The sequence below is a fragment of the Macrococcus brunensis genome, from assembly GCF_004359615.1.
Lineage (GTDB): Bacteria > Bacillota > Bacilli > Staphylococcales > Staphylococcaceae > Macrococcus > Macrococcus brunensis.
Map to the genome: position 1 here is coordinate 59,913 of NZ_SCWA01000007.1, position 13,036 is coordinate 72,948.

General features: G+C 42.9%; 13 protein-coding genes. 1 reads left to right on the forward strand and 12 read right to left on the reverse strand.

From position 1 onward, the window contains the following. Positions 1-105: 105 nt before the first annotated feature. The gene (locus ERX27_RS05175; protein ID WP_133431773.1) at positions 106-870 is read left to right on the forward strand and encodes a glucose 1-dehydrogenase; all 765 of its coding nucleotides are present in this window, start codon (positions 106-108) and stop codon (positions 868-870) included. A gap of 43 nt (positions 871-913) precedes the next feature. On the opposite strand, the gene ERX27_RS05180 is transcribed toward ERX27_RS05175, so the two are convergent. From ERX27_RS05180 to ERX27_RS05235, 12 genes are all read right to left on the reverse strand, one after another. Then, the gene (locus ERX27_RS05180) at positions 914-1,582 is read right to left on the reverse strand and encodes an NAD(P)H-dependent oxidoreductase (protein WP_208001757.1); all 669 of its coding nucleotides are present in this window, start codon (positions 1,580-1,582) and stop codon (positions 914-916) included. A gap of 83 nt (positions 1,583-1,665) precedes the next feature. Next, positions 1,666-2,505 (reverse strand): DegV family protein, encoded by an 840-nt coding sequence (locus tag ERX27_RS05185; RefSeq protein ID WP_133431775.1) that lies wholly within the window; start codon positions 2,503-2,505, stop codon positions 1,666-1,668. A gap of 324 nt (positions 2,506-2,829) precedes the next feature. Further along, positions 2,830-3,177, reverse strand: coding sequence for an SdpI family protein (locus ERX27_RS05190; RefSeq protein WP_133431776.1), 348 nt, complete (start codon positions 3,175-3,177; stop codon positions 2,830-2,832). Positions 3,178-3,188: 11 nt separating this feature from the next. Beyond that, entirely contained in the window at positions 3,189-3,620 is a 432-nt protein-coding gene (locus tag ERX27_RS05195; protein WP_341777585.1) for a GNAT family N-acetyltransferase, read from the reverse strand. Positions 3,621-3,824: 204 nt separating this feature from the next. Next, entirely contained in the window at positions 3,825-5,132 is a 1,308-nt protein-coding gene (locus tag ERX27_RS05200; protein WP_133431777.1) for a hemolysin family protein, read from the reverse strand. A gap of 12 nt (positions 5,133-5,144) precedes the next feature. After that, positions 5,145-5,525: a MerR family transcriptional regulator gene (locus ERX27_RS05205; protein WP_133431778.1), complete on the reverse strand. Its 381-nt coding sequence runs from the start codon at positions 5,523-5,525 to the stop codon at positions 5,145-5,147. A 70-nt stretch (positions 5,526-5,595) separates the two neighbouring features. After that, positions 5,596-6,024, reverse strand: a complete 429-nt coding sequence (locus tag ERX27_RS05210) for a GNAT family N-acetyltransferase (RefSeq protein WP_133431779.1) — start codon at positions 6,022-6,024, stop codon at positions 5,596-5,598. 97 nt (positions 6,025-6,121) lie between these two features. After that, positions 6,122-8,203: an ATP-dependent Clp protease ATP-binding subunit gene (locus ERX27_RS05215; protein WP_133431780.1), complete on the reverse strand. Its 2,082-nt coding sequence runs from the start codon at positions 8,201-8,203 to the stop codon at positions 6,122-6,124. A 158-nt stretch (positions 8,204-8,361) separates the two neighbouring features. Continuing rightward, complete coding sequence (locus ERX27_RS05220; protein WP_133431781.1) at positions 8,362-9,537, reverse strand: aminotransferase class I/II-fold pyridoxal phosphate-dependent enzyme; 1,176 nt, start codon at positions 9,535-9,537, stop codon at positions 8,362-8,364. A gap of 15 nt (positions 9,538-9,552) precedes the next feature. Further along, positions 9,553-10,815 carry a diaminopimelate decarboxylase gene (lysA, locus tag ERX27_RS05225; RefSeq protein ID WP_133431782.1) on the reverse strand — a complete coding sequence of 421 codons (1,263 nt, stop codon included), beginning with the start codon at positions 10,813-10,815 and terminating at the stop codon, positions 9,553-9,555. Beyond that, complete coding sequence (locus ERX27_RS05230; protein ID WP_133431783.1) at positions 10,816-11,880, reverse strand: alanine racemase; 1,065 nt, start codon at positions 11,878-11,880, stop codon at positions 10,816-10,818. It abuts the gene before it with no gap. After that, positions 11,877-13,022, reverse strand: coding sequence for a M20 metallopeptidase family protein (locus ERX27_RS05235; protein ID WP_133431784.1), 1,146 nt, complete (start codon positions 13,020-13,022; stop codon positions 11,877-11,879). Before ERX27_RS05235 ends, ERX27_RS05230 begins: the two co-directional genes overlap by 4 nt. Positions 13,023-13,036 lie beyond the last annotated feature (14 nt).

Genomic DNA, 13,036 nt, shown 5'->3' on the forward strand with positions numbered 1-13,036 from the left:
ATCCAGGAAGGAAAATGGCTGGACTGATAAACGTATTTATTATATAAACTTCCCTTAATTTGATACAATCATAGTGGATTAAATCAATAAAGGGGGGGCTTTAAGATGAAATTAGAGAATAAAGTGGCTGTTGTTACAGGGGCTGCTTCCGGTATGGGTAAAGCTATCGCTGAACTTTATGCAAAAGAAGGCGCAAAGGTGCTTGTTGCTGACTTTAATATCGAAGGTGCAGAACAAGTCGTTCAGACCATACAGGAAAGAGGCGGAGAGGCTACTGCTTTTAAAGTCGATGTTTCTTCAAAAGAACAAGTGGAACAAATGATTGACCAGGTCATCAGTGAATTCGGCAAGTTGGATATCCTTGTGAACAATGCGGGTATCATGGATAAATTTGAACCTGTAGCAGACGTCACGGATGAATCGTGGGAAAAAATATTCAGTGTCAATACAAACAGCGTTCTCTATGGTATGCGTAAAGCCATCAACTACTGGCTTGAGAAAGATATGCCGGGTGTTATCGTCAACACCATCTCGACAGGCGGCTTAAACGGGGCACATGCCGGAGCTGCGTACGGTGCTTCAAAGCATGCAGTTGTCGGGCTCACAAAGAACAGTGCCTTTATGTACGCACAGAAGAACATTCGTATTAATGGTATCGCACCTGGTGCGATTCAGACGAACATTTCTAATTCACTGACGAATATCAACGAATTCGGTATCAGTCGTGCTGGAATGGCACACGCGTTGACACCACGTATGGGAGAATCGGATGAAGTGGCGGCGGCTGCTCTATTCCTCGCATCAGATGAAGCAAGTTTTGTAAATGGAATCGTCATGCCGGTAGACGGCGGCTGGACAGCAGCGTTTTAAAATATATGCAAGCCAGGTGAATGAATCATTCACCTGGCTTTTTCTATCTGAAGTAAGTAATGACTTCTTCTTCAGCTTTACGACTCTGCGGACGTTTCGGATCATGATCACGATAACCAAGTGACAGCATAACAGAAATACCTTCATCGTCTCGAATAACGCCTGCTTCATGCAAGATATCATTGACTTGACCGTAATGAAAACCTTCAATCGGACATGAATCGATACCAATCATCGCAGCCGCTGTCATCATATTGCCGAGTGCAATATAAGTCTGTTTGCTTGTCCAGTCAAACAGTCCTTTCTCAGAATCTGCAATCTCAAGATGATCGACCTGAAAATCTCTGTAAAGCTTTAATACTGTCTCTGTCTGTTCAGGCGTCATACCACGCCCTTTAATCAAGTCCTCGAATATCGGCGAATCATAACGTGCATTTCTGCGCGCAGCAATGAGAATAAAATGACTCGACGTTTCAAGCTGCTTCTTCGCACCCCAACTGATATCATACAGCGCTTCCTTGATCTTATCATTTTCCAGCACGATAAAACGCCACGGCTCAAGTCCGACAGAACTTGGACTCAGACGACCCGCTTCCAGAATATAATCAAGATCAGCCTGCTCAATTTTCTTATCAGCATCATAAGACTTGATTGCACGCCGAAACTCAAATGCCGATAACACCTGTTGTTTGACTTCTTCTTTATTCATCATCCTACCTCCTTACCGGCATCATAGCATAATCGGTAGAGACAGCACAAAAAAACACTCCATTTCTGAAGTGTAATCAAACTAATTTATGCACGTACCCAGCCAACTGCAATCGTACCATAACCTGTATGAACACCTGCGACATGAACAAGAGGATACTTATCTATCGTTTTATCAGGATACTGTTCATTCAGCCATGCAACCATCAGATCAGCTTCTTCTTCCTCACCCGCATAAGATACACCGATTCTGGAAGGATTGTCCTGAGCAATTTCTTCAGCGATATGTTCATGGATGAATTTCAGTGCTTTTTTCTTTGAACGGATTTTTTCAATCGGATAAAGTTTGCCGCCTTCAAATTCGATGATTAACTGGATATTGAGAAGACCGGCGATAATACCTTGAGAACGACTGACACGTCCACTATTCTTCAGCTGATTCAGATCTTTCGGATAAAGAATCAGATAAGGATCGTCAGCCAGTTCTCTGATCTTACTGACAATCGCTTCGTAAGACTCACCCGCTTCACTGGCTTTTACGCCTTCTTCTACCATACGGCGCAGTGGATAATCACCGACATTTGAGTTGATAACAGTAGATTCAATATTGAACTCACGACTTGTCATCTCAGAACTCTGATAAGTTCCTGTCAGCTCCTTCGTCGCATGTATAGCAATAATATGAGTGTAGCCTTGATCCACTGCTTTCTGATACGTATCATGGAATGACTGAGGAGATGGCTGAAATGTCTTAGCACCATTACCATAATCCTTCAGTAAATCATAGAATTCTTCTGTCTGGATATCAATATAATCAATATATTGTTTTTCATTAACGATAACACCCATCGGTACTACAAAAACATCTGGATGTTCATCTATGCCAAAGCCGGATGCAGAGTCCGTAATAAATGCAATTTTAGTCACTTTAAAACCTCCTCGTTTTCCATATCATAGCATAACGACAGGTTCTATTACTATCAATAAATAATAATTTCACATGTAAAATATTGTATAAATAATATTAGATGCTGCTCAATATTTATTTATTATTATTATAAAATAGAATAAGCATAATGAAAATATATTGAATATGATATAACCGGTAGAATGGACAATGATGAACAGGAGATTAAGAACAAATATCTTCATCATAAGAACTTTAAACCAGAAATTCCTCAATAATCATCCTGTAAAATTATAAATTGTCATTGAGAAATCTTGCTAGCTCTTTTAATTGAGCTCCTACCCTCAAGAATCCCTCTTTTCTTTCAATCTATCTTCTGTTTTCTTAAATACCAAATAAAGTAAGTACATTAACACAGCTGTTTGCACGGTGATGCTTATAAGAAACTGATTTTCTGAGCGATTGATTAAGAAAATATCTATTCCGATTAATATAATTGATATCAGAAATGATCGATAAAATAAATTTTTCATTATTTTCATCGAGTAAATCTGTGCGATATCCCAGTTCTTCTGTGAAGCCATTGACTGTCTGCTTCTATAACCCATCCAATGATTGATTTCTTTTTCCGGGCTATGTTCCATCATTCTGGCAATAAGAAACAGCATAAGACTTGATAGACATAGAATCATCGTTATCCTCCTTAACTGAATCTGTCGTTCCACTCACTTCGCAGTATCCCCATCTTGATAGCATCACAGTACTGTCCATCTACCTGCCTGGCCTGACGGATTCTCGCTTCTCCCTGCATGCCGATATGTTTTGCGACTTTCATCATGCGGTAGTTTCCTGACCAGGTTGACATCCCTAACCGATGTAGCGCGGTATGGTCAAAGAGATAATCTATCCAGAGTTTATAGGCTTCTGTCCCGTAACCGCCGTTCCAGTAGGTTGGGTCATAGATGACGATACCTGTTTCCAGCCAGTCGGTATTTTTGTCAATCCAGTAGCAGCCGACTGTCCCGATGAATGTTCCGTCAACTGTGATCATCAGCTGCTGGTAGACATCATAAAAGAGAAACTGGTTGTCCTGCTGCTGTTTAAATTCATCCCATGTCAGATGAATTTTAGGGATATAAGGTCCGTTCCATTTATCCGCTTCTTGCTTGTCCTCTTCATATTTCTAGTAATACAGTACTTTTAACAGCTTGTCATTCGCTGCTCTTAGCTCTACTTTATCACCAATAATCACTATAATATTCCCTCTTAACCGTTTTATTGATATTTTACCATTAAAGATGTCATAAAAAAATCCTCCTCTATATGAGGAGAATGATTTTTATTCAATGACTATATTCTGAGGTTCATATATTTCAATCGAATTAATCTGGTGATTTTCTCTGTCCAGCACACGGAACATATAACCTTCATGGAAGATCTCATCTACTTTGTCGGCATGTGTCGCCATCCAGCCGCCCATCGTATCGATGGAGTTACGTTCAATGGTGATATTCAGTAATCTCTCAATATCATTGATTGCCGCACTTGAATGAACTTTATAGTGATTGTCTGCTATTTGAACGATTCGTTCTGGTTCTTCTTCATCATGTTCATCACGGATTTCGCCGACCAGTTCCTCTATGATATCTTCAATCGTCACAATCCCGCTCGTCCCGCCGTACTCATCCATCAGTACAGCCAGATGGATGCTTTTCTGACGCATCTTCTGCAGCAGACTGTTCAGCGAGACGGACTCAATATCACGGATTACTGGATTAATATAATCGCTCAGTCTGCATTTCATGACACTTTCCTTGTCCATCATCGTGAACTTGATGAAGTCCTTCATATGAATAAAGCCGACAATCTGGTCTTTATCCCCTTCATAGACAGGATAACGGGAATAGCGTTCTTCAGCTACTGTTCTGAGCACTTCTGCCATGCTCGTTGCAGCATCAAAAGCGATTATTTCATTACGTGGTGTCATAATTTCCCGGGCAACTTTGTCATCAAATTCAAAGACATTATTGATGACATTCAGTTCTTCGATATCAATTTCACCTGACTGATAGCTGTCAGATAACAAGAGACGCAGTTCTTCTTCACTGTGCGTCATCTCATGCTCGCTGACCGGCTTGATACCGATAAGTCTGATAAGCAAACGCGCTGAACCATTCAATATCCAGATGAACGGGTACAGAATGCGGTAGAAGAACATAATCGGTTTGCTGAACATCAGTGTGACCGCTTCTGCTTTCTGAATCGCTATCGTTTTAGGCGCAAGTTCACCGACTACGACGTGCAGGAATGTCGCAATAACAAATGCGCCGGCAATTGTAAAAGCATGTATCCAGCCGTGAGGAATACCGAGTGCTGTGAAGAAAGGATTCAGTATAAATTCGAAGGTCTTCTCACCCACCATACCGATACCTAATGCCGTGATAGTTATACCTAGCTGACAAGCACTTAAATATTCATCAAGCTGGTTGACCACTTTCTGTGCAGTCTGTGACCCCGGCTTTCCTTCAGCGACAAGCTGACTCAGACGCGAATGTCTGACTTTAACGATAGCGAACTCTGTCGCCACAAAAAAGGCCGTCAGTATGATGAGTATTGTAAATATTATTAAGTTTATAAACGTTTCCAAATAAATCCTCCGTTAATGTAATAATAATAGCAGTGCTTTCACGACTGCCAGGTCTTTCATTGCGAGCTGCTTAATCTGTTCCAGATTATCAGATTCTATGATGTGCTTGATATCCTGTTCAAGTGTTTTGATCTGCGACTGTACATCGCTACCTTCAGGTATAATGATCTGACGGATTTCATTGAGATGCTTACCTCGTGCTTTCAGTTCTTCAATCTGATGAACACGCTCTACCATCGTGACGTCATACATTCTGTAATTCGATGCAGTACGCTCAAATTCGAGTATTTGCATGTTTGTATAATAATCAATCGTCCGATTCGTCACGCCTGTAAGACGTGCAAGTTCACCGATTTTCAGTAAGTCCTTCCCAATCTCATCCCTCCAAACCATTACGTGATGGTTTAACTATACCATGTGATATCAGCATATACAAAAAAACAGTCTGCCTGTCAGGAGACTGTTATAACTGCATATCAATATGCGGGATATTATGATGCTCATAGACTTCTGACTGAGCCACAAATCCAAATGATTCATAGAATTCTTTCAGATAAGCCTGAGCAATAATCTTAATGGTTTTACCAGGATAGCGTTTCTTAATCTCTTCAATCGTCAGAGTCACAATCTTACGTCCCAGCTTCTGCTTACGATACTGTTTGACGACGAGCACACGCCCGAACCTGACACAGTCCTCCTCTTCAATAATACGCGTGTAAGCTTTGATATGATTGTCTTCCTCCAGATAAAGATGCAGACAAGTACGATCGTGCTGATCGACGTCGCCATAATGCCCCCCTTGTTCTACGATGAAAGTATTCACTCGTGCTTCAATGATTGAGAGGACCTCTTGCGGCGAGAGTTCCTGCAGTGTCTTGATCTTCAGTTCCATCATATCCCTCCTCTAATATCTATATTATAAATATTTTTTCAACGATTAACTACTTTTTATATGCATCAAAAAAGCAGCCTTAGTGAGCTGCCTTTGATTACACATTGATTTCTAGTTTTCCATCTTTATCATCAATATTCACTTCGCCGACTTCCGGATTATCCAGATAATAGTCTGTAATCATATCTCTGATGTGCTGTTCAACGACGCGGCGTAGTGGTCTTGCGCCAAGTTTTTCGTCGTATCCTTGTTCAATGAGCCAGTTTTTCGCTTCGTCCGTGATGTTCATCGTAATTTCTTTTTTATCCAGCGTATGCTGCACGTCCGTAAGCATCAATTCGACAATCTTTTTCAAGTCTTCTTTATTCAAGTGCTTGAATTCAACAATCGCATTAAAGCGGTTGAGGAATTCCGGACGGAAGAAGTGCTTCAGGTCGTCGAAGATACTTTCTCTGTCTGCTTCCTGTCCATCACCGAATCCAGCGTTGGAGGTCGCAATGATGATGGTGTTCTTGAAGTTGACGACATTACCTTGACCATCAGTCAGTTTACCGTCATCTAACACTTGCAGCAGCAGTGTCAGAATCTGCGGATTTGCTTTCTCGATTTCATCCAACAGAATGACTGAGTATGGATTTCGTCTGACTTTTTCAGTAAGTGTATTTGAGTTGTCATCATAGCCGACATAACCTGCTGTTGTCCCAATCATCTTAGAGACAGCTGTCTGGTCCATATATTCACTCATATCCAGTCTAATGAGTGAATCTTTGTGACCGAATAGGTCAACTGCAAGCTGTTTCGCCAGTTCTGTCTTACCGACGCCGGTCGGTCCGACGAATAAGAAGCTGTCGATCGGGCGATTACCTTCATCAAAGCCGGCGCGGTTCCGTCTGATAGCGCGAGCTACTGCTTTCACTGCATCATCCTGACCGATGATTTTCTCCTCCAAACGTGACTGAATGTTTTTCAGACGTTCAAGGTCATCACTATCCATCTTAGAGACCGGAATTCCTGTCAGACGTTCAATAGTTGCAGCGACTTCATCAACTGTCACTGAATTCTTGTTATTATCATGCGCAGCATCGATTTTATCGTTCAGATCTTTAATCTGTGATTGAATGCTGCTTGCTTTTTCGTAATCTTCTTTTTGTACTGCTTCTTCTTTTTGTTTCGTTAATTCTTCGATTTCTTTCTCAGCTTCCACTTTATCTACTGCGGTATAAGCTGCAGAGACGTGAGCAGCTGTGATATCCATTAAATCAATCGCTTTATCCGGTAATGTACGCTGCGGGATATATTGCACCGATAAATCAATCGCTGCTTTTAATGCTTCGTCCGGAATGTCAACATTGTGGTGTTTCTCGTAGTTTTCTTTAATTCCTTTTAAGATTTCAAGCGCATCTTCTCTAGAAGGCTCGTTGACCACCACTTCATTGAACCGACGTGATAACGCCGCGTCTTTTAGGATGGTGTTGCGGTATTCATCCTGAGTTGTCGCACCAATGACTGAAATTTCACCGCGGCTGAGTGCCGGTTTGATGATATCTGACAGACCTTTACTGCCTGAGTCACCGCCAGTTGAACCTGCACCGATCATCTGATGAATCTCATCCAGGAATAAGACGATGTTACCATGTGATTTCACTTCATCCAGTAATTTCTGGACGTTTTCCTCGAATGCACCGCGGTACTGTGTTCCTGCTTCAAGTGCTGAGATATCAAGCGAGAAGATTTCCTTATCCTTTATAGAAGCAGGCACATTTCCTTTTACAATCTCCTGTGCCAGCCCTTCGACGATAGCTGTCTTACCGACCCCTGCTTCACCGACCAGAATTGGATTGTTCTTGATACGGCGGCTTAATACTTCGGCTGTATCCTGGATTTCTTTATCACGGCCAATAACTGGATCAAGCTTGCCTTGTCTTGCTTCTGCTGTTAAATTGCGACCGAGTCTGCCTAAAATACCATCTGCTGACAGCTGTTGTGCTGATTGCTGTTTCCCATCTTCTGTGAACGGGTAGCCTTGCTGCTGAAGAGCTGCAAGTTGCTCAGGAGTCACTTCCTGACCATTAATATAATAACGTTTCTTCGTATATGGATTAGATTTTATAGGGTTCATATCGTTGAACATACTGTTAAATAATGCATCAAAATCATTGTTGAAAAATGAGTTATTCATAACTTATTCCTCCTAATATTCAGTTGTAATTGTTTCTTCAAAGGTTCCTATTACCTTTGATATACTTATTATATAAAAAAGGTCAAAAAAGGTCAAAAATTTTATTGACCTTTTTTGACTATTAATTTAAATAAAAAAGTCTCCACAAAGGGAGACAATTAATTGCTTTTCGTTATGCAGTTCCTCAGAAACCTCTCCAGTCGCGCGCAGCCTTCTTCGATTTCTTCCATTGTACTCGCAAATGACAATCGGATGTGGCCTTCACCGTATGGGGTAAAAGCTGCGCCAGGTACAACTGCGACTTGCTCCGCTTCCAGTAAGTCAGTCGCAAACTGGAACGAATCTTTATTATATGCAGAAATATCCGGTAAGATGTAGAACGCACCTGTCGGCAGTTCGACGGGCAGTCCCATTTCTGTCAGACGTTTATAGAGATAATCACGTCTTTCAATATAGGCTCTGTTCATTTTTTCAAGCATGGCTGGTGTTTCCGGATGTGTCAATGCAGCAATGGCGCCGTACTGTGAAGGAGTTGCTGCGCAGATAGTGTTATAGAGATGGACTTTCGTCACCTGCTCAGTCGCAAATGGCGGTGCTAAGATATAGCCGATACGCGCACCTGTGATCGCATGCGATTTAGAGAGGCCATTGATGACAAAGAGCTGATCACGTACTTCAGGAAACTCCATAAAAGAGTGATGCTTCCCTGAATAAACGTTCTCAGAATAGATCTCATCTGTAATGATGAAGATATCCTTGTCTTTCAGCAGGCTGACCAGTTCTGCAATCTGTGCCTGTGTCATGGTTGTGCCTGTCGGATTGCTCGGATAGTTGAAGAGTACTGCTTTCGTGCGATCAGTAATTGCTGCTTCAATTGCTGCTTTCGTCGGTACAAAATGCGTCTTAGTTGTATCGACATAAACAGCTTTCGCCCCGAGCAGATGGATAATCGGTTCGTATCCAGCATATGCCGGCGCCGGAATAATGACTTCATCGCCAGGCGCCACTATCGCTCTGAAGACACTATCGATAGCTTCAGATCCGCCGTTTGTCACAATGATTTCTGTCTCAGGATCATAACTGACGCTGAATCGCTTTTTCGTATAGTCTGCTATCGCTCTACGGAGTTCAATCAGACCTTTATTATGCGTATATCGTAACTTGCCATCATCAATCACCTCTGTCATCGCCTGTCTGATAAAGTCAGGTGCATCGAAACCGGACTGGCCAAGTGTCAGATTGATACCATTATCATATTCGCTTACTTTATTTGAAAACTGGCGTGTACCCGGGATTTTCAGATCCGTCACCCGCTCATTAAATCGGTGTTCCATTTAATCATAACCTTCCTAGATGATATCGTTCTGAACGAGCTGCTCAAGTGTCTGACGACGGATGACCGGTCTGACACCTTCCTCTGACACGAAGACGACAGCAGGTTTCAGCATCTGGTTATAGTTAGAGCTCATACTGTAGTGATAAGCACCCGTAGAAAGTACCGTCAGCAGGTCACCTGTCTGGATACTAGATGGCAGCCTGATATCTCGACGGATAATATCACCTGATTCACAGAGCTTACCGGCGATTGTCATCATCTTATCATGTGCTTCCTCACGGTTGACGAGGCGCAGTTCGTATTTCGCATCATACAACGCTGTACGGATATGATCACTCATGCCGCCGTCAATTGAGACATAATAATTCGTATCAGGAATTTCCTTGATATTGCCGACTTCGTACAACGTGATACCTGCTTCACCGACAATAGAACGCCCAGGCTCCAGTGACAGTTCCGGCACGTGATAATCGAAGGTCTCGCAAGCTGTTTTCAGCGCATCGGTGATTGTCTGGATTCCTTCTTCAATCGGATAGCTGACGTCTTCATCCGTATATTTGATACTGAAGCCGCCACCGATATTCAGCACTTGAATTTCAATGTCATTCTCTTTCAGCCACTCAATAACCAGCTTGACGGTCTCGACTGTCCCTGTAGATTCAAATATCTGTGAACCGATATGGAAATGAACACCCATAAAGTCGATATTCTCGGCCGCTTCAATTTTGCGTACGCCTTCCAGTGCTAGCCCTTTCTTGATACTGAGGCCGAACTTACTGTCTTCCTGACCTGTCTGAATGAACTCATGTGTATGAGCTTCAACACCTGGATTGATGCGCAGGACCGCTTTCACTTGTTTCGTCGCCAGTCTGTCGATGCGCTCAATCTCATCAAGACTATCAATGACAAAGTATTCAACACCTGACTCAATGGCGTAACGGATTTCCTGATCAGTCTTATTATTGCCGTGGAAATGAATACGCGCCGGGTCAACCTGTGACTTAAGAGCTGTATAGAGTTCCCCTTCACTGACAACATCGAGACCCATATTTTCTTCAGCCATCAGATTGAAAAGCTGAATAGCTGAGAATGCTTTTGAGGCGTAAGATATCGTGTAGTTCAGTCTTGACTTCGCTAGAGCAGAGTGGAATCTTCTGCACTGCTCGCAGATCATCGTTTCATCATAGACGAAAAGAGGAGTGCCATATTCTTTTGCGATGTCTGTCAGTTTATGACCATGCATCGTCAGTTCGTTATTAATATATTGTAATGTCATTTAAATAATCTCCTTTTTCAGTGAATGATGATTCAGCGCACTGAGCTGTTCTGAGTTCGCGCCGACACCCTTAAATGTATGTTCATCAATCCGGATATCGTTGCTGTAGAGAATGACCGTGTCTCCTGGCTTCACTGCTTCGTCCACTTCGACAAATAAGTGGCTCATCATCAGTGCACGGATTGGGTAACGTCTGCCATTGATGACACAGTCATGTTTACTGCGCGTTCTTAAGATGCCGTCTCCGTAGCCGATATCAATGACGGCAATACGTGACCTTTTATCTGCTGTATAAGCAAAGCTGTAGCCGGCAGATTCACCCGCTTCGAGCGTACGGATCTGAATGACATTCGCGCTGACAGTCAGTGATTGAACCGTCACATCAGTGCTCAGACTTGAATAAGGTCTGCTGCCATATAGAATGATGCCAGGACGCGCATGTGTATGCTGATCAAAAAGACCATCGCGGACAAAGCTCGCACTGTTCTGCGCATGGATATAGTCAAAATGATAAAGCGTAAGCATATCTTCAAGACCATTCAGCCACGCCTCTTTCTCAATATCATAATCAGGGACTTCAAACTCATCAGCGTAACCGAAGTGGGTCCAGATACCGACTATCTTCATCTGATGTTCTTCTCCCTGCTCTTGATTCAGTTCAATGACCTGCTTCATCTCATCGAATGTCTTAAAACCAGAACGGTGCAGCAGATTCTCAAATTCCAGATGAACGTTGATGCCTGCAAGGTCTTTCTGGTGAGTCATATAGAAGTCAAGTGAAGGCAGTGTCATATGAATACTGTTTGCTTTCAGCACGTCAAATTCTGTTGACGGATTCATCAGAAAGACAGTCGCGTCTGGCGCAAGTTCACGCACGCGGACTGCTTCATGCAGCACCGTCGTACTGAACGTATCAATGCCTGCTGACATGAAAGCTTCTACAGCAAAGTCCAGTCCATAATGATAGGCATTATTCTTAACAACTGCCATCACCGGCTGTCCTTGCATAACGTGCTTAATATTGTCTTTGAATACTTGAGAATCAAGTGTCCAGGTTGCCGTCATTGTACCGCCTCAAATCTTGTTAAAATTGCACTGAAGAGATCAATGCCTCCTAGTAGCACCTGTTCGTCAAAGTTTAATGTTGGAGTATGGAGACCCGTGACAAAATGCTTATCGACATTACGACAGCCTAGAAAGGCAAAAGCTGTTGGTGCTACATCACCATAGAAGGCAAAGTCTTCACCGAAAAGATAAGGTTCGTCCTTTTCAATGAACTGGAGCGACGTGTCTTCACTCGCTGACTTCATAAAGGCATAGGCTTCTTCATGATTATATGTGGATGGATAGCCGTCAGAGAATTTCACTTCTACCTGAGCACCTGTCAGGGTTGTACATGCTTCAGCTATCTTCATCATCTGTTCTTTGACGACTGCCAGGTCATCTGCATGATATGTGCGGATAGTCCCTTCAAGATAACCGTTTGACGGTACTGTGTTAATGGCTTCCCCAGCATGAAACTGACCGATATGAACGATATTATGTCTAAGACCCGGCAGATGGAACTGCTGAATCTGTGCGACCTGCGTCAGTACAAATGTCAGTGCCTCACCCGCTGAATGACCTTGTTCCTTATTCGCAACGTGGGCTGACAAACCTTTAATAAAGAAGCGATATTCTGTTGCACTCGCTGTAATCGGTCCAGGCTTTGATAGTATTTCTCCCTCTGCATTGTCCGGCATCATATGAAAACCAAATATATAGGAAGGTTTCTTCTTGAACGTATAAGCTTTCAGCAGCTGATTGGCACCTGCTTCTGTTTCTTCTGAAGGCTGGAAGATGAAATAGACAGTAGACGCTAACTGACCGGCATCATACAGTTTCTTGACACGTCCTGCAAATGCGAGCAGCATCGTTGTATGACCATCATGACCACAGGCATGCATGACATTGTCCACTTCAGAACGATAGTCGACTTCGTTCTCCTCGTGGATCGGCAGTGCATCGATATCTGCGCGGAAAGCAATTGCTCGCTCTGCCGTTCCTTCGAGATAAGCGACTACACCTGTCGCAAGTGGCGTATCATAGGGGATGCCTAATACGTCCAGTTCACGCTTGATAAATGCGGTCGTCTCAAACTCCTGCATGCTTAGTTCCGGATGCTGATGCAGCCAGCGTCTCGTCTTCTTGACATATTCATGTTCCATTACCTTCACCTCGT